This window comes from Ruegeria sp. BH8 (genome assembly GCF_056538065.1).
Map to the genome: position 1 here is coordinate 14,370 of NZ_JBQFSP010000004.1, position 18,670 is coordinate 33,039.

Annotated in this window: 22 protein-coding genes; 8 read left to right on the forward strand and 14 right to left on the reverse strand. The window is 59.3% G+C overall.

Annotated elements, in window-relative coordinates; translation table 11 throughout:
• Window positions 1-8 precede the first annotated feature (8 nt).
• The gene (locus tag ACR0AD_RS09915; protein WP_267364197.1) at window positions 9-713 is read right to left on the reverse strand and encodes a response regulator transcription factor; all 705 of its coding nucleotides are present in this window, start codon (window positions 711-713) and stop codon (window positions 9-11) included.
• A gap of 345 nt (window positions 714-1,058) precedes the next feature.
• Between ACR0AD_RS09915 and ACR0AD_RS09920 the strand changes: the two genes are divergently transcribed.
• The 3 genes from ACR0AD_RS09920 (at window position 1,059) to ACR0AD_RS09930 (ending at window position 3,903) form a co-directional block, all read left to right on the forward strand.
• Entirely contained in the window at window positions 1,059-2,657 is a 1,599-nt protein-coding gene (locus tag ACR0AD_RS09920; RefSeq protein WP_480487123.1) for a phosphoenolpyruvate carboxykinase, read from the forward strand.
• Between the two features lie 280 nt (window positions 2,658-2,937).
• Complete coding sequence (locus tag ACR0AD_RS09925; protein WP_480483750.1) at window positions 2,938-3,324, forward strand: hypothetical protein; 387 nt, start codon at window positions 2,938-2,940, stop codon at window positions 3,322-3,324.
• A gap of 33 nt (window positions 3,325-3,357) precedes the next feature.
• Window positions 3,358-3,903, forward strand: coding sequence for a hypothetical protein (locus tag ACR0AD_RS09930; protein ID WP_267364195.1), 546 nt, complete (start codon window positions 3,358-3,360; stop codon window positions 3,901-3,903).
• A gap of 4 nt (window positions 3,904-3,907) precedes the next feature.
• Here the strand turns inward: ACR0AD_RS09930 and ACR0AD_RS09935 are convergent, their stop codons facing one another.
• Window positions 3,908-4,672 (reverse strand): sulfite exporter TauE/SafE family protein, encoded by a 765-nt coding sequence (locus tag ACR0AD_RS09935; protein WP_480483751.1) that lies wholly within the window; start codon window positions 4,670-4,672, stop codon window positions 3,908-3,910.
• 144 nt (window positions 4,673-4,816) lie between these two features.
• On the opposite strand from ACR0AD_RS09935, the gene ACR0AD_RS09940 reads away from it, so the two are divergent.
• From ACR0AD_RS09940 to ACR0AD_RS09950, 3 genes are all read left to right on the forward strand, one after another.
• Window positions 4,817-6,508 carry an acyl-CoA dehydrogenase family protein gene (locus ACR0AD_RS09940; protein ID WP_480487125.1) on the forward strand — a complete coding sequence of 564 codons (1,692 nt, stop codon included), beginning with the start codon at window positions 4,817-4,819 and terminating at the stop codon, window positions 6,506-6,508.
• A gap of 251 nt (window positions 6,509-6,759) precedes the next feature.
• Window positions 6,760-7,314, forward strand: a complete 555-nt coding sequence (locus ACR0AD_RS09945; RefSeq protein ID WP_480487127.1) for a hypothetical protein — start codon at window positions 6,760-6,762, stop codon at window positions 7,312-7,314.
• A 40-nt stretch (window positions 7,315-7,354) separates the two neighbouring features.
• Window positions 7,355-7,747, forward strand: coding sequence for an META domain-containing protein (locus ACR0AD_RS09950; RefSeq protein WP_480487129.1), 393 nt, complete (start codon window positions 7,355-7,357; stop codon window positions 7,745-7,747).
• Here the strand turns inward: ACR0AD_RS09950 and recO are convergent.
• The 4 genes from recO to era all read right to left on the reverse strand — a co-directional run bounded on the left by recO (window position 7,731) and on the right by era (window position 10,861).
• Complete coding sequence (gene recO, locus ACR0AD_RS09955) at window positions 7,731-8,456, reverse strand: DNA repair protein RecO (RefSeq protein ID WP_267366372.1); 726 nt, start codon at window positions 8,454-8,456, stop codon at window positions 7,731-7,733. The genes ACR0AD_RS09950 and recO overlap by 17 nt on opposite strands.
• Window positions 8,457-8,644: 188 nt before the next feature.
• Window positions 8,645-9,433: a metallophosphoesterase gene (locus ACR0AD_RS09960; protein WP_480487131.1), complete on the reverse strand. Its 789-nt coding sequence runs from the start codon at window positions 9,431-9,433 to the stop codon at window positions 8,645-8,647.
• A gap of 193 nt (window positions 9,434-9,626) precedes the next feature.
• Window positions 9,627-9,956, reverse strand: a complete 330-nt coding sequence (locus ACR0AD_RS09965; protein WP_480487133.1) for a DUF1491 family protein — start codon at window positions 9,954-9,956, stop codon at window positions 9,627-9,629.
• Complete coding sequence (era, locus tag ACR0AD_RS09970; protein WP_209506233.1) at window positions 9,953-10,861, reverse strand: GTPase Era; 909 nt, start codon at window positions 10,859-10,861, stop codon at window positions 9,953-9,955. The genes ACR0AD_RS09965 and era overlap by 4 nt, the downstream gene beginning before the upstream one ends.
• Before the next feature lie 160 nt (window positions 10,862-11,021).
• Here era and ACR0AD_RS09975 point away from each other — a divergent pair, with 160 nt between their 5' ends.
• Window positions 11,022-12,404 (forward strand): multicopper oxidase family protein, encoded by a 1,383-nt coding sequence (locus tag ACR0AD_RS09975; protein WP_480487135.1) that lies wholly within the window; start codon window positions 11,022-11,024, stop codon window positions 12,402-12,404.
• A 51-nt stretch (window positions 12,405-12,455) separates the two neighbouring features.
• On the opposite strand, the gene ACR0AD_RS09980 is transcribed toward ACR0AD_RS09975, so the two are convergent.
• The 4 genes from ACR0AD_RS09980 to acpS all read right to left on the reverse strand — a co-directional run bounded on the left by ACR0AD_RS09980 (window position 12,456) and on the right by acpS (window position 15,082).
• On the reverse strand, window positions 12,456-12,932 hold the full coding sequence (locus tag ACR0AD_RS09980) for a hypothetical protein (RefSeq protein ID WP_480483757.1): 477 nt from the start codon (window positions 12,930-12,932) through the stop codon (window positions 12,456-12,458).
• Window positions 12,933-13,086: 154 nt separating this feature from the next.
• The gene (rnc, locus tag ACR0AD_RS09985; protein ID WP_480483758.1) at window positions 13,087-13,764 is read right to left on the reverse strand and encodes a ribonuclease III; all 678 of its coding nucleotides are present in this window, start codon (window positions 13,762-13,764) and stop codon (window positions 13,087-13,089) included.
• Complete coding sequence (gene lepB, locus ACR0AD_RS09990; protein WP_480487137.1) at window positions 13,761-14,600, reverse strand: signal peptidase I; 840 nt, start codon at window positions 14,598-14,600, stop codon at window positions 13,761-13,763. Before lepB ends, rnc begins: the two co-directional genes overlap by 4 nt.
• A 62-nt stretch (window positions 14,601-14,662) precedes the next feature.
• Entirely contained in the window at window positions 14,663-15,082 is a 420-nt protein-coding gene (gene acpS / locus ACR0AD_RS09995) for a holo-ACP synthase (RefSeq protein WP_209506227.1), read from the reverse strand.
• A gap of 126 nt (window positions 15,083-15,208) precedes the next feature.
• Between acpS and ACR0AD_RS10000 the strand changes: the two genes are divergently transcribed.
• Entirely contained in the window at window positions 15,209-16,057 is an 849-nt protein-coding gene (locus ACR0AD_RS10000) for a CE1 family esterase (RefSeq protein WP_480487138.1), read from the forward strand.
• Between the two features lie 66 nt (window positions 16,058-16,123).
• Here ACR0AD_RS10000 and ACR0AD_RS10005 read toward each other — a convergent pair whose 3' ends face one another.
• The 4 genes from ACR0AD_RS10005 to ACR0AD_RS10020 are packed head-to-tail and all read right to left on the reverse strand — an operon-like array spanning window position 16,124 to window position 18,664.
• Entirely contained in the window at window positions 16,124-16,606 is a 483-nt protein-coding gene (locus ACR0AD_RS10005; protein ID WP_480487140.1) for a hypothetical protein, read from the reverse strand.
• Window positions 16,603-17,229, reverse strand: a complete 627-nt coding sequence (locus tag ACR0AD_RS10010; protein WP_209598778.1) for a LysE family translocator — start codon at window positions 17,227-17,229, stop codon at window positions 16,603-16,605. Before ACR0AD_RS10010 ends, ACR0AD_RS10005 begins: the two co-directional genes overlap by 4 nt.
• Complete coding sequence (locus ACR0AD_RS10015) at window positions 17,226-17,972, reverse strand: pyridoxine 5'-phosphate synthase (RefSeq protein ID WP_480483761.1); 747 nt, start codon at window positions 17,970-17,972, stop codon at window positions 17,226-17,228. Before ACR0AD_RS10015 ends, ACR0AD_RS10010 begins: the two co-directional genes overlap by 4 nt.
• The gene (locus ACR0AD_RS10020; RefSeq protein WP_480473877.1) at window positions 17,972-18,664 is read right to left on the reverse strand and encodes a DUF2062 domain-containing protein; all 693 of its coding nucleotides are present in this window, start codon (window positions 18,662-18,664) and stop codon (window positions 17,972-17,974) included. The genes ACR0AD_RS10015 and ACR0AD_RS10020 overlap by 1 nt, the downstream gene beginning before the upstream one ends.
• Window positions 18,665-18,670 lie beyond the last annotated feature (6 nt).

Below are 18,670 nucleotides of genomic sequence, written 5' to 3' on the forward strand. Positions count from 1 at the left end.
CGTGGCGCCTATTCTTCGTTGTACCGATAACCGATACCATAAAGGGTTTCGATCGCCGAAAACTCGGGATCAGCCGCGCGCATCTTCTTGCGCAGACGCTTGATGTGGCTGTCGATCGTCCGGTCATCCACATAAACCTGATCATCATAGGCCACATCCATCAGCTGGTCGCGGCTTTTGACGAAACCCGGACGCTGGGCAAGTGCCTGAAGAAGCAGGAATTCGGTCACGGTCAGGGATACATCATTCCCTTTCCAGCTGACCGCATGGCGCAGCGGGTCCATCCGCAAGTCGCCGCGTTCCATAACCTTTGTGTCGTTGCTATTGGCCGCAATCGCGTCGCCGCTTGTTGCTTCTTGCCGACGCAGCAGAGCGCGGATGCGCTCAACCAGCAACCGTTGCGAGAAGGGCTTTTTCACATAGTCATCCGCGCCCATGCGCAGACCCAGAACCTCGTCGATTTCATCATCTTTCGAGGTCAGAAAAATCACCGGCATCTGCGTTTTCTGACGCAGCCGTTGCAGCAGATCCATGCCATCCATTCGCGGCATCTTTATATCGAGTACGGCCATATCAGGCAGCTTTTTGTTGAACGCATCCAACGCGGCCTGGCCATCATTATAAGTTTCAACCTCGAAACCTTCGGCTTCGAGTGTCATGGATACAGACGTCAGAATGTTTCTATCGTCATCCACAAGTGCAATCTTTGACATCGGGCTCACCCCTATTCCTGCTCACTCGCGCAATAATTCGCTTATTTGTAAGGCATTGTTGGCGGTTTTAAGACGCCGAATCAATCCGTAACTGCGAATCGTGCCTTTGTTGCGGCAGGTCTGCGGCAAATTTGCCTTTATGCCCGCAAAAATATGCCCGGTTCTCGGTCATTGAATTTGTGATGGCGCTAAACCCGAACTTGGTTGCGCTAACTGCGTCAAACCCGCCTGTTCATGTCCTGAACGACCGTGGTAAGACGCGCCCAACCGCCGGTTTTCCCGGTACACTGCCCCAAAGGCGCCTCAGGGCCCAAAGCCCCCGCGCCGCCACAGGAGAAGATACACATGACATCTGGACGGGTTAACCCGCAATTCCGCCTCGAGGATCAGGGCATCGAGGGTCTGGGCAATGTCTATTATAACTTCATGGAACCGTCGCTGATCGAAGAAGCGCTGAAGCGCGGCGAAGGTACACTTGGGAATGGCGGTGCCTTTCTGGTCACCACTGGCAAGTTCACCGGTCGCTCGCCCAAGGACAAGCACGTCGTCAAAACCAGCAGCGTGGCTGACACTGTCTGGTGGGAAAACAATGCCGAGATGACCCCCGAGGGATTTGACGCCCTCTACCAAGACATGCTGGCCCATATGAAAGGCCGCGACTATTTCGTGCAGGATCTCGTCGGTGGTGCCGATCCGACCTACGCGATCAACGTGCGCATGGTGACCGAGCTTGCCTGGCACAACCTGTTCATCCGTCACCTGCTGCGTCGCCCGGATCGCGAGGATCTGGACGAGTTCACCGCGGACTTCACCATCATCAACTGCCCCAGCTTTCAGGCTGACCCGGCCAAACATAACTGCCGTAGCGAGACGGTTATTGCGCTGAACTTCGACCGCAAGCTGATTCTGATCGGCGGCACCGAATACGCGGGTGAGAACAAGAAATCCGTCTTTACCCTGCTGAACTACATGCTGCCGGAAAAAGGCGTGATGCCGATGCACTGCTCGGCCAACCATGCTGTCGGAAACGCGGTCGATACCGCCGTGTTCTTTGGTCTGTCCGGCACCGGCAAGACAACCCTGTCCGCTGATCCTTCGCGCACGCTGATCGGAGATGACGAGCACGGCTGGTCAGATCGGGGCACCTTCAACTTCGAAGGCGGCTGCTATGCCAAGACCATCAACCTGAACGCCGAAGCCGAGCCGGAAATTTATGCGACCACCTCGAAATTCGGCACAGTGATCGAAAACATGGTCTTTGACCCCGAGACCAAGAAACTGGATTTCGACGACGACTCGCTGACAGCGAACATGCGTTGCGCCTATCCGCTTGAGTATATCTCGAACGCCTCCAAAAGCGCGCTGGGTGGTCATCCGAAGAACATCATCATGCTGACCTGCGATGCCTTTGGTGTACTGCCTCCGATCGCGCGGCTGACGCCTGCACAGGCAATGTATCACTTCCTGTCGGGCTTCACGTCAAAGGTGGCGGGGACCGAGCGTGGCGTTACAGAACCGCAACCCACCTTCTCGACCTGCTTTGGTGCGCCGTTCATGCCGCGTCGCCCGGAAGTCTACGGAAACCTGCTGCGCGACAAGATCGCCCAGCACGGCGCGACCTGCTGGCTGGTCAATACAGGCTGGACCGGTGGCGCCTATGGTGTCGGCAGCCGGATGCCGATCAAGGCCACCCGCGCCCTGCTGACCGCAGCGCTGGATGGTTCACTGCGCGACGCCGAGTTCCGCAAGGACGCCAATTTCGGCTTTGACGTTCCCGTCTCTGTCCCGGGCGTCCCCGAAGTTCTGCTTGACCCGCGTCGGACCTGGGATGATCAGGCCGCATTCGACAAGCAGGCCGAGAAACTGGTGCAGATGTTTGCCGAGAACTTTGAGCAGTATCTGCCGTTCATTGACGACGACATCAAAGCCGTCGCAATCGGATAAACGAAAAAGGGGCCGTCAGGCCCCTTTCTTTTTGCCGATCCGTAGCTTTTTTGCTGTCCGCCGAATACTCATCTTATAGTTGTATGTCGTTAAAAGCACATACAAGTGCGTTGTTTCAAAGTGCGATCTGCGCTAGGCATATTTACTGTTGAGACGAAAAAGCCCGGCACATTCGCGCCGGGCACTGACTGAAAGGACTTTATGGAAGCTCATATGCGCACACTCACAACGCTGGATTGAGCAACCTAATCAGGCTTCTAGTCTAAGTAAACGGGGATGAGTGTCAACATGGGACTGGCTGGTTGGTATTGCTATCAGTGTGGTTCAAATGGTCGCGGACATGCGGCGGTTGGCACAGAAAACTACAGGTAACACCATGACGGAAATCTCGAAACTCACCGAACTACGCAAATTGATGCAAAGCATGGAGCGGACGCTTGGGCTGGAAAAACTATCTCCGGTTGAGCGCGACATCTATTACGCCGCGGAAGAGCTTTCAAAATCCACTCAGGAGGTGCGTACGTTCGGTTTGATCGAGCATACTTTGGTCCAAAGCATTTCACGCCCAACTTTTTTCCGCGCGCTGAAATCGCTGGTCGAAAAAGGCTATCTTTCGCAAAGCGGCAGCGCCAATCGCGGGCGGTACATCGTTCATGCCCCCAGATGACGCGCCCCGTGCGCGCACGGTGATGTGATCGCAATGCGCGGCTGGGCGACTGACACCCTTGCGGCTTCACTGGCTTATGTGCTGGCGTCGATACTGACCTTCGCCGTGCTTATGCCAATGCAGAACGTGTTTTTTCCGGAATACCCAAGCCGGGCGAGCCTGCTGTTTTTGCCACATGGCGTGCGGGTTCTGTCGGCCTGGCTGCTGGGGTGGCGCGCGGTATTTGCGTTGCTGCCGGGTGTGTTCATCGTCTTTGCTTATCTGGCGGGAACGGATGTTTTCCTGCCCACCCGCCTGCTGGCAATTGCTGTCGCGGTTCTGACAGTTCCTGCGGTTTTCTATCTGCTCAAGGCTGTCGGATGGGACCTGTTCCCCAACCCGAACCGCAAACCCTGCTGGATTTGCGTTATGGGCGTGGGCATAGCCACATCCATTCTGGTCTCTGGCCTGACCAATCTGGTCTTTGGCAGTGCAACGGTTGAGTACATCGCCTTCCTGATCGGCGACATCTCGGGCCTGTTCTTTCTGATGCTGGGTCTGTATTTCGCGTTCCGATTTGCAGACAGGCGACCGGGCTAGCGCCTTAGCCCATCAGGCCACGCCGCAGCAGGTTCAATCCCGCCACCAGTAAAACGAACAGCGTGGCCTTGCGAAAGCTGGCCTGATCGATGCGATCCTGCAGTTTCAAACCAACCCACATGCCAAGCATGGCGGGAAAGATCAGTATTACTGAAAACGGAACCGTTTGCACCCGCAGAAAACCGGACCAGACATGCGCGGCCAGTAACATGACCGCCCCCAATCCATAGATGACGCCCTGAATTCGGATCTGCTCGGCCTTCGGGGTATTCAAAGCCGTCAGATAAGCAACTGTGGGAGGACCCCAGATGCCCGACATGCCACCCACGAACCCGGCGACGCCGCCAACAATAGCCTCAACACCGGTTGATGGATGATGTAGCACCAGCCTGACGCCCAGAACCTGCACAAGGGCGAAGAAGGACACGAATGCACCGATCAGCAGCAGGAAGACCGAGCCGGGCACCAGCGTAACCAGCTGTGCGCTCAGCACCAGAAAAATACCGCCAACGACCAGGAACACCCGAAATCGTCGAATAGAGCTGAGTGCGGCGCTGGCGCCCCCGCGAAAAGCCTGAACGCCGTTGGTGACAAGGGTCGGCAGAATAAGCCCTGCCAGGGTCAGATCCGGTGGCAGAAACGAATTCAGGCCAGATACAAACACCATGGGCATGGCAAATCCAACCATGCCCTTGACCCATCCGGCGGCAAAGGCGACGGCGATGGCAAGTAACAGCTCTTGCGGCGACAGAAGGGAAAACAGGTCCATGCCTTCTAGATATCATCTGGATTTTCTTCTGCATTGCAAAAATGATAAGGTAATTTTTGAACTTTCTAGCAGCAAATTGAGTATTTTTGTTGCGCTGCACGTGCAGCATGATATGACCAGACGACCGAGGAAAGGACGCGATTCATGGCCCATGACGGACAGGATATGACCCAAATGACAACTGATGCAGTTTTGCCCGATCTTCTGGATTTAACGCGGGCCGCCGTGCCTGCTGTGGACGCCGTTTTTGAAAAAGCCCGCGCATCCGTGCGTGGCATGGTGACTGCTGAGGGCCGGGTTTCTGGCGCATTGATCGAAGCAAATCAGACCGCCGCGCATGGTCTGGCCTGGCTGGCGACATATTCGCAGTCGCTGCAACAGATGCAGCGCTGGGCAGAAGCGCTGCAAGCCGATGGTAAATTTGGCGAGATCGAGCAGTTGCTGCACCAGATAGCCTTTGGCGAATATCTGCATCAGGTCGCGGGCGGTATTCTGATGAACCAGGGCGAGGTGGTGCGTCTTCAGGATATGGGTCTTGGCTGGGACGCGCTGTCGGGCTTTCAATCGACCGAAGTACAGACCCTGATGGCACGGGCCAATTCTCAGGCCGCACGTAGCCGTCTGGTTGCGCTGATGCAGGATCAGGCCGGAGCTACGATGTTCGGCGCGTCCGGTCTGGATGAAGAGCTTGAGATGATCCGGGACCAGTTCCGCCGCTACGCGCAGGAAAAGGTCGAACCAAACGCGCATGACTGGCACCTGAAGGATGAACTGATTCCGCTGGAAATCATTGAAGAACTGGCGGAAATGGGCGTTTTTGGTCTGACCATCCCCGAGGAGTTCGGTGGGTTTGGCCTGTCCAAAGCGTCGATGTGCGTGGTGTCCGAGGAACTGTCGCGTGGCTATATCGGCGTGGGTTCGCTGGGTACCCGATCCGAGATTGCGGCCGAGTTGATCATCGCGGGCGGCACCGACGCGCAAAAGGCACAGTGGTTGCCAAAGATCGCCAGTGCCGAGATCCTGCCGACCGCCGTTTTCACGGAACCTAACACCGGTTCAGACCTTGGCAGCCTGCGCACGCGCGCGGTCAAGGATGAGAATGGCGATTACAAGATCACCGGCAACAAGACCTGGATCACCCACGCCGCGCGAACCCATGTGATGACCCTGCTGGCGCGGACCAACCCCGACAGCACCGACCACCGCGGCCTGTCCATGTTCCTGGCGGAAAAGACACCGGGCACTGACGAGAACCCCTTCCCGACCCCCGGCATGACCGGTGGCGAGATCGAGGTTCTGGGCTATCGCGGCATGAAGGAATACGAGCTGGGTTTTGACGGCTTCCACGTCAAGGGTGAGAACCTGCTGGGCGGAGAAGAAGGCAAAGGTTTCAAACAGTTGATGGAAACCTTCGAAAGTGCGCGCATCCAGACCGCCGCCCGGGCCATCGGTGTGGCACAGTGTGCGCTGGACATCGCCATGCAATATGCGATCGACCGCAAGCAGTTCGGAAAATCTCTGATCAACTTCCCGCGCGTGTCCGGCAAGCTGGCGATGATGGCGGTCGAGATCATGATCGCGCGTCAGCTGACCTATTTCAGCGCATGGGAAAAAGATCACGGCCAGCGCTGTGACCTTGAGGCCGGTATGGCCAAGCTGCTTGGTGCACGTGTGGCCTGGGCTGCGGCGGATAACGGGTTGCAGATTCATGGCGGCAACGGCTTTGCGCTGGAATACAAGATCAGCCGCGTTCTGTGTGACGCGCGTATCCTTAACATTTTCGAAGGGGCTGCCGAAATTCAGGCACAGGTCATCGCACGACGTCTGCTCGGGTGACCCATTTCGGCAGTCCTGTTTCCCCGACTGGCCCGGCGCTTGCGCCGGGTCTTTTTCCTGTATTGTACAATCTGTACGCGGTCCGAACCGTGCAGAGTACGTTTTGTACAAAACATTCCAATGCCCCTCGTGGCCCGCGTGACGGTCACAAATGACCCTCGTGCTTCAAAACTTCCCCCTTTGATCCCGCCCCTTTCACCGGTAGAGCATCAGCCGGACACGAGACGGAAAAATAACTTTTGGGAAACCGCATGACCCGATCTTTCCTTGCCATTTGGGCCGTTCTTGCGGCTCTTGCTCTGGCGGCTTGCACCACCTCGCAGCCGACGGTGAGCCGGAGTGATGTGGACGCGCTGGCGCAATCGATCCGGGGGCTTGGGGCGGATGTCGATCCGGCCGAGGCACAGCAAGCGGCCACGATTGCCTTTGCCTATTCGCAGCAGCTGAAGCAGGACTGGAATGTCACCGACCCGGCGATCATCCACAATGCCAAGATCATCAACGGGTTCCGCGAAAAGGGCCTGTGCAATGACTGGGCCGAAGCGATGACCAAACGCTTGCGGCAGGAAAATTTCCGGACGCTGGACCTGAACTGGGCCACGTCGCCTCCAACCCCGTTTCGCATCATCCACCATTCGGCATCGATCAGCGCCAAGGGGGACACGATGTATGACGGTATCATCCTCGACCCCTGGCGCAACAGCGGTGCCTTGTTCTGGGCGCCGGTGCGCGAGGATACGCGATACAACTGGGCACCCCGGCTGGAAGTGCGCGAGCGGCTTCTGAACGGGTCTTTGCCCTACTGACCCGGTTTCGCCGACAGGGCTGATACGCTAGAACCCTGCCATGACACGCCTGATCCTGACCCTGCCTTTGATGGCCCTGTTTCAATGCGACAGGGATGAAACCGTCGCCGCCTATGGCGCGGCAGACCGGACATGGGCGTTGCAGGAGATCGACGGACAGCCCTTTGCCGCCAGCGCCCTGCTGCGGTTCCCCGAAGAGGGCAGGATCGCCGGAAATGCCCCCTGCAACGGCTATGAGGGCACGCTGAACGCGCCCTACCCGTGGTTCGAAATTCAGGACCTGAGAGCAACGCGGGCCGCCTGCGCCGGGCTTGAGGCCGAAGGGGTCTATTTCGCCGCCCTTTTGGCCATGACCCAATCCGAAGTGTCGGGCGATGTGCTGATCCTGCGCAATGAGGACGGGCACGAGATGGTGTTCACAGCCGCCGAGTGACCTGATCCACGAACCGCGCGCGCGCCTCGGGCAAAGGGTTATGCCCCAGCGCAGGGGCGACGCGGTGGTTCAGGAAATATCCGGTTGTGCGCAAAGCCTCGGCAATCTCGGCATCCGGCGCGGTGCCTTCACCCCGCAGACAGGGCGGCAGCGGCAACAGCTTGTCTGCCCATTCCCCCGCTCCTTTGACACTGACAGCGCGCCCGGTCTTGGGCGACACATAAACCAGCCCCTCGGTCGTGCCGGTCGCGGCGCAGGCGGTCAGATCAAGGCCAAAGCCAAGCTCGTCCAGCAACGCCAGTTCCCATCGCAGGTAGGCCAGCGGCCATATCTCATCCTGTCCCAACAGGTCCATCAACCGCTCGGTCCGGGTATAGAGCGCCGGGTGCGCCTCTCGTTCGGGCAGGCAGAAGGACAAAAGCGACACGACGGCGTTCAGCCCGGACAGGGCCAGCCGCCCGGAAAACGCTGCCGCCGCGCGCGAGCGCAGGGGTTCGACCTGAAAGGTGCCGATATGTTCTTCCAGCCGCGCACGCCACAGCACATCCAGTTGCGCGCCGGGTTGCAGGATGGGTGCGATCTTGCGGCTGGTCCCGCCCCGCACCACACCGGCATGACGCCCGTGGGATTCGGTAAAGACCTCGATAATCGCCGAGGTTTCGCCGTGGCGGCGAGAGGTCAGTAGGATGCCGTGATCGCGCCAGTCCAATTCGGGGTCCTGTCGGTGATTAAGTTGTGGTGTTCCCAGAAAATCGTGAAGGGGTCCGTTCTGCAATGGTTTTGCACATCAAACGCGGAAAGATACGTCAATCGCTTGGTCCGACGGCAGGGGGCTAGTGGTTTAAGTGGGACGAAGTGCCAATTCGCTGCGGATGCGCCGAGGTCTACTATTCCCGCTTAGTCGTCCATACCGAGGGTGAAATCGCAGAATTGCGTATATTGCAGGGTCACGTTGCCGTTCGATATTTCAAGCACTCCGTATTGTGGTGCTTCTTTAGCAGGCTTGAAGCTATCCCAATCCCAAGGAGGACGCGGTGCTGGCGCTTGAAACGACAACGCACCCAATGTCGCGAAAGGGATACCACGAACTGTCCCACAGGTAGGCCTATGAACATGCCCCATGAATAAGTGCTTCACGTTTGTATGGCGGCAAACGACATTCAAAAAAGCTTCTTCGTCCTCAAGTCTGATTTCATCTTGTTTAGGCAATCCAAGCGCGAACGGCGGGTGATGCATGAAGATGTAAGCGGGGCGATCGTCATTCCTGCTCAACAGGCTATCCAACCAGCCTCGCCGCACTTCGCAAAATTGGCCTGCGTGGGAGCCAACCTTATGGGTGTCCAAGCAAACCACTGTACCGTCAGCGGTCTCTAGGGCGAATTGGATAAAATCAGGCATCGTGTCTTCGGGCAAAGGAAGATGGGATCTAAATCCACCCCTGTCATCGTTGTTTCCCATCATCGGATAGATATGCAACTTAGACTTGGCGAGGTATCCCGCCAATGCGGTGTAGTCACCCTCGATATCATCCCCAACCAAATCTCCGGACAGTATCGCGAAATCAGCGTCAGCGTGATGGGTGTTTGCATGATTGATGGCAGCAGCGAGCCGCGCTCGTGGGTTTAGCCCGTCGATTGTACCTTCATTCTGGAAATGAGGATCGGACATCCAAATGATTTTGGTCATTCTAATCCCTTAAACTTAGATTAAACAATTGTCGCCAGCTTCGGGTACGCTAACTGCAATAGCGAGTAGCTGCCAGTCTTGTATGGAGATTCCAGCCATTCCGCGACGACGGCAGCTTCGCGCGGAACTGGTACAGTTTGCTCTGTATGCAGCATCAGCGACTTGGCCTCAAAGCCGACATGCGTCTGGCCCGCTACTCCAGCCCCTCTTCGCCCAGCAGGTGTCGGCCTTGCCGGTCTTCGACCTCAATCACCCAGAGGTCGGGGTCAAAGCTGCGCTGGCGCTGGATGGCGTGATCCACGTCGCTCTCGGGGCCAGAGGAAAGTTCGACCCATGTGCGTTCGCCGCTCATCAGATCAAAGCTGCGTTGAAAGGCGGTGGCCTGCCCGTCGAGCGTGTTGAGCTTGACCAGAACCGCGCCCGCGGTGTCATCGCCATGGGCCACGACAAAGGCGGGGATTTCCTGAAACCGGAGCCGCGCCAGATAGGCGTGAACCCAGAAATCGGCGGTCAGGCGGGTCATGCGTTGCCGTCTTTGAAATCCAGACCCATTTCCGAATAGCGCTCGGATTCCTCAAGCCAGTTGGGCCGGACTTTCACTTGCAGGAACAGGTGGATCTTGCGGTCGAGGAACTCTTCCAGTTCCGCCCGCGCGGCCTGACTGACGGCCTTGATCGTCTCGCCCTTCTTGCCCAGAACGATGCCCTTGTGGCCGTCGCGCATGACATAGATGACCTGATCGATTCTGGCCGAGCCGTCCTTGCGTTCTTCCCAGGTCTCGGTCTCGACCGTCAGTTGGTAGGGCAGTTCCTGATGCAGGCGCAGGGTCAGCTTCTCGCGCGTCATTTCAGCGGCGATCATGCGCAGGGGCAGATCGGCGATCTGATCTTCGGGGTAAAGCCACGGGCCTTCGGGCAATTCGCCCGCCAGCCATTTGCGCAGGTCGTCGACGCCGTGGCCTTTTTCGGCCGAGATCATGAAGGTTTCGGCAAAGGGGTAGCGCGCATTCAGGTCGCTGGTCAGGGCCAGCAGTTTCTCGGACGGCACCTTGTCGATCTTGTTGATGGCCAGCGCGATGGTGCGGCCCTGCCCGATCTCGGCCAGCCCTTCGAGGATGCGTTCGACCCCTTCGGTGATGCCGCGATGCGCTTCGACCATCAGCACGACGATATCGGCATCGGCGGCCCCGCCCCAGGCGGCGGCGACCATGGCACGGTCCAGACGGCGGCGCGGTTTGAACAGACCCGGCGTGTCCACAAAGACCAGTTGCGCATCGCCTTCCATCGCAACGCCGCGGATACGGGCGCGGGTGGTCTGCACCTTATGGGTCACGATCGAGACCTTGGCCCCGACCATGCGGTTCAGGAGGGTGGATTTGCCTGCGTTGGGCTCTCCGATCAGGGCGATAAATCCGGCGCGTGTGGTCATGTGTCTGGCAATCCTGTCTGCAACTGCGCCCCCGTATAGCAGAAAGGTCCGGCGGGCCAGAGGGATTTGTCGCATTGCGGCCCTGCGTTTGCGGTGGCAGGACAGGCATAGATGCCCAGCCAGTTCCAGCCCGGCAGCAAATCCTTTCAATGAGGTTTTCATGAAACGTCGCGAGTTTCTTCTTGGAAGCGGTGCTGCCGCCGGTGCGTTCGGGTTGGGCGGATGGTCGCTGGCGGCAGGTGATGCAGCACAGGAGCTGGTGCTGCAACCTGCCAGTTACCGGCTGCGAGAAGGGCTGACCACAGGGATGGTCAGCCTGTCGCCCGATGCGCCGCCGCCGGTTCTGCATGGGCGGCAGGGCGAGCCTATGCGGCTGAGTGTGCGCAATACGCTGCCGGATTATACCTCGATGCACTGGCACGGGCTGCGCATTCGCAACGAGATGGACGGGGTGCCTTACCTGACCCAGATGCCCATCGGCGAGGGCGAAAGTTTCACCTATGAATTCACGCCACCGGATGCGGGGACCTACTGGTATCACCCCCATTGCATGACGATGGAGCAGATGGCGCGCGGGCTGACCGGCGTGATGGTGATTGCCGAGCCGGACGAGCCGGGGTTCGACAGCGAACAGGTGATCAATCTGCGGGATTTCCGTCTGGACGAGGATGACGCGTTCCTGCCTGCCTATACGGCGCGGGGTGCGGCGCGGGCGGGCACGTTTGGCACGGTGCAGACCGCCAACTGGCAGAGCACAGCAATTTATGAGCACGCGGCGGGCAGTCTGGTACGGCTGCGGGTGGTCAACACGGACACGACCCGCATCTATAAGCTGCATCCCGAGGGGGCCGAGACCCGGATCATCGCCTGGGACGGGCATCCGGTCGAGATCGACCTGCCGGTGCCAACGGCGGATGAACCGCTGTTGCTGGGCCCCGGTCAACGGGTGGATTTTGCCGTCCGGATGCCCGAGGGCGAAGGGCGGTCGGCGGACCTGATGGCCAAGTTTCCCGGCCAGCCGCACCGCGCCATGGCGCGCTTGCGGGCTAACGGCGCATCAGCGGCGCGCGATCTGCGAGAGCTGCGCCCGCTGCGTGCAAATCCCGTTGTGCGACCTGATCCAAACGGCGCGGAGCTGCATGAGTTCGTCTTTGGCTGGACCCCGGAGGGCGGTGCCCCGAATGACGGGTTCTGCGGCACGCTGGGGTATAGTTTCTGGTCGATCAACCGCAAACCCTGGCCGGGTGATGCAGCGCAGGGCACCGGGCCGCTGGCGGTTCTGGAACAGGGCAATAGTTATGTCCTGCGATTGCGCAACGAGTCGCCCAACCTGCATCCGATCCACCTGCACGGGCTGGCCTTCGTGCCGCTGCGATCCAACCTGCGCACCCTGCCTCCGCTGATGACCGACACGATGCTGCTGTTGAAGGATGAGGTGGCGGACATCGCGCTGGTGGCGGACAACCCCGGCGACTGGGCCTTTCATTGCCATGTGATCGAACATCAGAAAACCGGGCTGACCGGGTTTTTCCGGGTGGAGTGATAAATGAAAGCCGTCGGCCCGACACCGGACCGACGGATAGAACGGATCAGATCACGGGTGACGGCGCAGGATGGGGTTCAGCACGGCAACAAACACGATGCCGTACAAAACGTGGCCGATCAGCGCGACCCATGTGATCCCGACGAAGTTCAGGAACGGCGGCAGACCGGCAAAGGTCGTGACACCTCCGATTGCAAACACCCACAGACCGAATCCATAGATTGCCGAGGCTGCCAACATGTGGACCGGACCCAGTACCTTGACCCAGATTGGCTGGAAAATAAGGAACCAACCCAAAGGATAGGCAATCAGGCCGACAATGTAGAAATGCACGAAGAAGCCCAGAAAAGCGTTGCTGGGCAAACCCAGACTGGACAGCAAACTCTGCGCCAGACCTTCGGGTGACAGGTTGGCCCAGCCGATCCCCGGACTGACAACTTGCCCCCAGAAATCGAAGGCCATGGTTGCCACAAACCCGGCAATGAACAGGAAGCCGATATTGACGAGCGAGAGTTTTGCACGTTGCATTGGATTGCCTTAATACGTTGTTTCCCGAGTGCTTTGACCTGCCGCAGTCTGACGGGTGCCAAAACGACTGATACCCAGATACAGGTCGTCTGTCGTGGCTTCTATAGTCTTCAAGTTAGATTGAAGTTTGTGACAGGCCGAGCTTCAACAGGGATCAGCCGACCCGCTCCAGCAACGCCTTGGCAGCCGCTTGTTCGGCCTGGCGTTTGGAGCCCGCGGTGGCTTGTGCTTCGGTTCCGTCCTGAAGGCGGGCGGCGATGGTGAAGACGGGGGCGTGGTCGGGGCCGCTGCGTTTGACCTCGACATAGCTGGGCGGTTTCTGGCCGCGCGCCTGTGCCCATTCCTGAAGCGCGGTTTTGGCGTCGCGGGCGTCGGCCTCGACCTTGTGGATGCGGTCGCCCCAGAGGGCGAGGATGACATCGCGGGCGGCTTCGAACCCGGCGTCGCGGTAGATGGCGGCAATCACCGCCTCCATCGCGTCGCCCAGCAGCGCCTGTTTGCGGCGCCCCCCCGAGAGCATCTCGGACCGGCCCAGTTTCAGCACCGCGCCCAGATCGATCTGGCGGGCGACATCTGCACAGGCTTCTTTGCGGACCAGTGCGTTGAATCGGGGCGCAAGCTGGCCTTCGGAGGCTTTCTTGTCGGCCTCAAGCAGCGCAGTGGCCATGACAAGGCCCAGCACGCGGTCGCCCAGAAATTCAAGCCGCTGATTGTCGGGCCGGGTCGACGATGAGACCGAGCCGTGGGTCAGCGCACGCACCAGCAACTCGGGGTTGGCAAATTCATACCCCAAACGCTGCTGGAAAGCCTTTATCTCGGCTGAGAGCTTCAATTGACCGCCTTGAAGAAGCGATCCCCACGCCAGGTCCAGAAGAACAGCATGGACCGCCCGGCAGACGAGAACATGATCCGGTCGGCGCGACCGATCAGGTTTTCGTAGGGCACATAGCCAACCCCGCCAGCGGATTGCGGCAGGCGGCTGTCAGCCGAGTTGTCGCGGTTGTCGCCCATGAAGAAATAATGGCCCTCGGGCACGGTATAGATGCCGGTATTGTCCGAGCCCTGATTGCCGATATTCAGCACGTCATAGGTGACGCCGTTGGGCAGGGTTTCGATCAGGCGCGACTTTTCACAGGCGCCGCCAACACCGACGGGGCCGTTTTCGCAGCGGGGGCGCAGGCGTTGCGGGCCCTGCGGTTCGGCGATTTCGGTGAATATGCCGTCAGGCTGTTGCGGAACCGGTGTGCCGTTGAGGATGATCTGCCCCTCGCGGACCTGAATGCGGTCGCCCGGCAGGCCGATCAGGCGCTTGATATAATCGCGCCCGCTAACCGGGTGGCGGAAGACGATGACATCGCCGCGCACGGGATCGCCGCCCCAGATGCGGCCGCCGTCGTCGCCCTGCATCCAGCCGCAGAGATCTTCGGCGTCGATATTCAGGCCGACACTGGGAATGATCAGGCTGGGGCATGAGGCGTAGGAATAGCCGTAGGCCATCTTGTTGACGAAGAGGAAATCGCCGATCAGCAGCGTCTGCTTCATCGAACCGGAGGGAATCCAGAACGGTTGAAAGAAGAGGGTCCGGAACACGCCCGCGATCAGCAGGGCATAGACGATGGTCTTGATCGTTTCCCAGACGCCGCTTCCGGTTTTGGCTTCGTCGGCCATACTGCTCTCTCCAGTTCTCTGTGCTTGGCTTCGCTGCTACATGCGGGGGGGATGGGGTCAAGTCAAGGCTGTGTGACGTGATCTTGCAGAGGACGCGCCTCGATCACGACAAAGGCCTGTGCCCAGGGGTGGTCATCGGTCAGCGTGACGTGGATGATCGCCTCGTGCCCTGCGGGGGTCAGTTCGTTCAGGCGTTCGGCGGCCCAGCCTGTGACATGCATCACCGGCTGCCCGGTGCGCAGGTTGGTGACGGCCATGTCCTTCCACGAAATGCCCATGCGCAGGCCGGTGCCGAGCGCCTTGGAACATGCCTCTTTCGCGGCCCAGCGCTTGGCATAAGTACCTGCGGTATCCGCACGGCGTTCGGCCTTGCGCTGTTCGGTGTCGGTAAAGACACGGTTGCGGAACCGGTCGCCGAAACGGTCAAGCGTACCCTGAATGCGGTCGATATTTGCAAGGTCTGTGCCGATGCCGAGGATCATGTGGCTCTCATTTCTCTGGTCGGGCCAATCAACGGCAATTGATGACCACGCGCAAGCGGTTGGTTGCCGCATTCCGTGATATACTTTACCGGAATGTTCAATTTTTACGTTGGTGCGGGGGACGCAATGTCGAAAATTCCGTTCATGGCAATCGCGGTGGCTGGCATTGTCGCAAGCACCGTTTCCCCCGCTTTTGCACAGGATTGCGGAACCGAGGATACCCCCTGTCAGGTAGGAGAGTTGTCCTATCGGGTGGTTCTGCCCGAGGCCGCGCCCGAGCCGCCAGCTGTTATCTATCTGCATGGCTATGGGGCAACGGCGAATTCAGCCGTGAATCTTTCCGGCCTCGCGGCGGGCTTTACCGACCGCGGCATCGCCTTTATCGCGCCGAACGGTCAGGTCGACATTGGCAACCCCAAGGTGTTGGATTGGGGGGTGCATGATGGCTATCGCTGGCCGCGGGATGATCTGGCCGCGCTGGAGCAGATCAAGGAAGACGCCATTGCCCGTTTCGACCTGAACGCAGATCGCATTTTGCTGGCGGGGTATTCACGCGGCGGATCACTGGTTTGGGACAAGGCCTGCACGGATCATTCCTTTGCCTTTGCCTATGCCTCGGCATCAGGGGCCTTTTGGGAGCCAATGTGGCGGCGGTGCAGTGGCCCGGTTCACATGCATCATTCCCACGGATTTGCAGACCGGACCGTCCCGCTGGAGGGGCGTTTTGTGACCTTTGGGGACTATGATTTCGAACAGGGCAGCGTTTTGAAATCCATTGAAATTCTGACCAGAACCAATGGATGCGGGCAGATGGCAAACAGCGTTGCAACAGAGGGCGCAACCTGGCGAAAGAAGTGGACCGAGTGTCAGGACGGCTCTGTCACCCTGGCGCTTGGGCCACATGGCCACGGCAGGCAGCCCGGTTGGGGTGATGCCGTGGCGGAATGGTTTCTGGAAATCTCGAACGCGCCCTAGCGCCTCCACCGGAATTTGCCGAGATCTATTTGCGTGCGTTTGCCAGGTCTGTACCGATACCGAGGATCAGTTGTGTGAGCTTCTTTCACCGCCAAAAAGCGTTCGTTTTGCCTGTATCGATTGCGATAGCACGGCTCGGCAGATGCCTATAGAAACCGCTGCCCAAAACAGCAAAGCACCGTTTCTTAAAGCGAAAGCCGAAAAACCAAATTGGTGCCAATACCTGAAGTGGTAAAACAATGCTGCGAGTTGCATAGCCCACAACACCGCCACTGAAAGACCAACCATGTAGGCTGCGTTGTACCACAATGTGGCGTTTGCGGTTGTTTCAGAAAACCTCTTTGACCATGGATGTGTGAGAACCACTGCTGCCATAATGCTGGGGGTCACAAAGAAATCGACCGGAAAGAAAAACACACCTTCGAGGCCCAGTTTTTCCCGGGCAAAGCCCGACGAAACCGACAGCATCATACTAACAACGAAACAAACCACGTACCAAACCCGGTTAAACAACAAGGTTTTTTGCTCGGATGTCCAAAGGTTGATCACGACAACCGCACCGTCAGGATCTTGTAACTCGCCACGCCAAAGAACCCGGCGAAGGCGAAATCGAACCAGCGGCGGGCGCGGCGGTAGGTGCGGACCATGCGGGCGGATGAGAACAAAAACGCATAGCCGATGAAGATCATCAGTGATCCCGCGTACAGCATGGCGAAATAGCCCAGCAGCATCGGCAGGCTGGCATCGCTTGGCGCGACGATGGCATAGATCGACCCCCAGCTGAGGATTGCTTTGGGGTTGGTCAGGTGGATGGCGGCACCTTTGGCAAAGATCGTGGGCAGCGTGCCGGTGACCGGTTTGCCCAATGCGACCTCATCATCCGAGGTCATCGCGCGTTTCAGGGCCTTCAGCGCCAGCCAGCCCAGATAGGCCACGCCGACATAGCGGATCACTTCGAACAGCCAGACATTGGCCAGCATGACCGCCGACAGGCCCAGCGCTGCGGCAATGCCCCAGGCGGCCGATCCGGCGCAGATGCCAAGGGCAAAGGCCAGCCCCGCGGTGCGGCCTTCGTTCATGGCGGTTCCTGCAATGCCCATGGTGGCCGGGCCCGGCGAGCCCCCCGCCATCAGCCAGGCGAACCAGATGGCGATAAAGCCGGGCGTGATCACGCGCGCGCCTCGTCCATCAGGCGGCGCATTTCCCGAATGGCGGGGGTGAGACCCAGAAAGATCGCCTCGCCAATCAGGAAATGCCCGATGTTCAGTTCCATGACCTCGGGGAAGGCGGCAACCGGCTTTACGGAGTCGTATGTCAGGCCATGGCCTGCATGAACCTCGAGCCCCAGCGAATGGGCGAAGGTGGACATCTGGCGCAGCGATTCAAGCTCGCGCGCGGCGGCGTCCATGCGGCCTTCGGCGTGGGCGTCGCAATAGGCGCCGGTGTGCAGTTCGATCACCTCGGCACCGATACGGTGCGCGGCCTCGATCTGGCGCTGATCCGCGGCGATGAAGATCGACACGCGGCACCCGGCCTCGCGCAGGGGGGCGATGAAATGGGCCAGCTTGTTTTCCTCGCGCGCGACTTCGAGCCCGCCTTCGGTGGTGCGTTCCTCGCGCTTTTCGGGAACGATACAGACGGCGTGCGGTTTGTGGCGCAGGGCGATTTTCTGCATCTCTTCGGTGGCGGCCATTTCAAAGTTCAGAGGCACCGACAGAACCTCCATCAGCCCGTCGATATCGGCGTCCGAGATATGGCGGCGGTCTTCGCGCAGATGCGCGGTGATGCCGTCGGCGCCGGCCTCCTCTGCCAGCTTGGCGGCGCGCAGCGGGTCAGGATAGGCCCCGCCGCGCGCGTTGCGCACGGTGGCGACATGATCGATATTCACACCCAGACGCAGACGGCTTTCGGACATCATTTGGTTCCTTTTGCAGATTTTCGCCCCGACCTTAGCGATCTTGGCGCGGGACCGGCAGGTGTTTCTTCGGCCCGGCGTTTGATTTCTTCAAACTTTGCCTTGATCTTGGCGCGGCGGCGCAGCTGGTAGGTCAGGATCAGCGGCAGGCTGAGGTAGTAGCAGATGATGCCCGCCACGATACCGGGAATGATGCCGCCAATCATGTAGGGATAGAAAACGTCATCGTAGAACTGACCCAGCCCGTGCCAGTCGGCCACGCGGTCCGTGAACAGGGCAAGAAGATTGTCCTTGAGGTCGCCGATGGCGTCGGCAAACTTGCCCATCAGCCCCTGCGTGTCGCCTTCTTCATATTCGGTGCCCAGCAGGAAATGCCCGGTTTGCAGGCAGATCACCCCAATCGGGACATAGGTCAGGGGGTTGCCGAAGAACGTACCGCTGAGCGCGGCCAGAATATTGCCCTTGATCAGCCGCGCACCAATTGCGGCGACCAGAAAGTGCAGCCCATAAAACGGCGTGAAGGATGCGAAAACGCCCGCCCCGATGCCGCGGGCAATCCGGTCAGGGGAATCCGGCAGGCGGCGGACACGGTGTTTGACATAGTGGAAGGCGCGGGTCCATCCGCCACGCGGATAGACGAGTTCCGAAGCGACCTGAACAGGAGAGCGTCGGTCTCGGCGCTTGAATACCACCCGTGA

What these genes read in the sequence shown, in the direction of transcription:
- ACR0AD_RS09915 (WP_267364197.1), bottom strand. Translation starts at nt 713, where the DNA reads ATGTCAAAGATTGCACTTGTGGATGACGATAGAAACATTCTGACGTCT.
- ACR0AD_RS09920 (WP_480487123.1), top strand. Translation starts at nt 1,059, where the DNA reads ATGACATCTGGACGGGTTAACCCGCAATTCCGCCTCGAGGATCAGGGC.
- ACR0AD_RS09930 (WP_267364195.1), top strand. Translation starts at nt 3,358, where the DNA reads ATGCGCGGCTGGGCGACTGACACCCTTGCGGCTTCACTGGCTTATGTG.
- ACR0AD_RS09935 (WP_480483751.1), bottom strand. Translation starts at nt 4,672, where the DNA reads ATGGACCTGTTTTCCCTTCTGTCGCCGCAAGAGCTGTTACTTGCCATC.
- ACR0AD_RS09940 (WP_480487125.1), top strand. Translation starts at nt 4,817, where the DNA reads ATGGCCCATGACGGACAGGATATGACCCAAATGACAACTGATGCAGTT.
- ACR0AD_RS09945 (WP_480487127.1), top strand. Translation starts at nt 6,760, where the DNA reads ATGACCCGATCTTTCCTTGCCATTTGGGCCGTTCTTGCGGCTCTTGCT.
- ACR0AD_RS09950 (WP_480487129.1), top strand. Translation starts at nt 7,355, where the DNA reads ATGACACGCCTGATCCTGACCCTGCCTTTGATGGCCCTGTTTCAATGC.
- ACR0AD_RS09960 (WP_480487131.1), bottom strand. Translation starts at nt 9,433, where the DNA reads ATGACCAAAATCATTTGGATGTCCGATCCTCATTTCCAGAATGAAGGT.
- ACR0AD_RS09965 (WP_480487133.1), bottom strand. Translation starts at nt 9,956, where the DNA reads ATGACCCGCCTGACCGCCGATTTCTGGGTTCACGCCTATCTGGCGCGG.
- era (WP_209506233.1), bottom strand. Translation starts at nt 10,861, where the DNA reads ATGACCACACGCGCCGGATTTATCGCCCTGATCGGAGAGCCCAACGCA.
- ACR0AD_RS09975 (WP_480487135.1), top strand. Translation starts at nt 11,022, where the DNA reads ATGAAACGTCGCGAGTTTCTTCTTGGAAGCGGTGCTGCCGCCGGTGCG.
- ACR0AD_RS09980 (WP_480483757.1), bottom strand. Translation starts at nt 12,932, where the DNA reads ATGCAACGTGCAAAACTCTCGCTCGTCAATATCGGCTTCCTGTTCATT.
- lepB (WP_480487137.1), bottom strand. Translation starts at nt 14,600, where the DNA reads ATGGCCGACGAAGCCAAAACCGGAAGCGGCGTCTGGGAAACGATCAAG.
- acpS (WP_209506227.1), bottom strand. Translation starts at nt 15,082, where the DNA reads ATGATCCTCGGCATCGGCACAGACCTTGCAAATATCGACCGCATTCAG.
- ACR0AD_RS10000 (WP_480487138.1), top strand. Translation starts at nt 15,209, where the DNA reads ATGTCGAAAATTCCGTTCATGGCAATCGCGGTGGCTGGCATTGTCGCA.
- ACR0AD_RS10015 (WP_480483761.1), bottom strand. Translation starts at nt 17,972, where the DNA reads ATGTCCGAAAGCCGTCTGCGTCTGGGTGTGAATATCGATCATGTCGCC.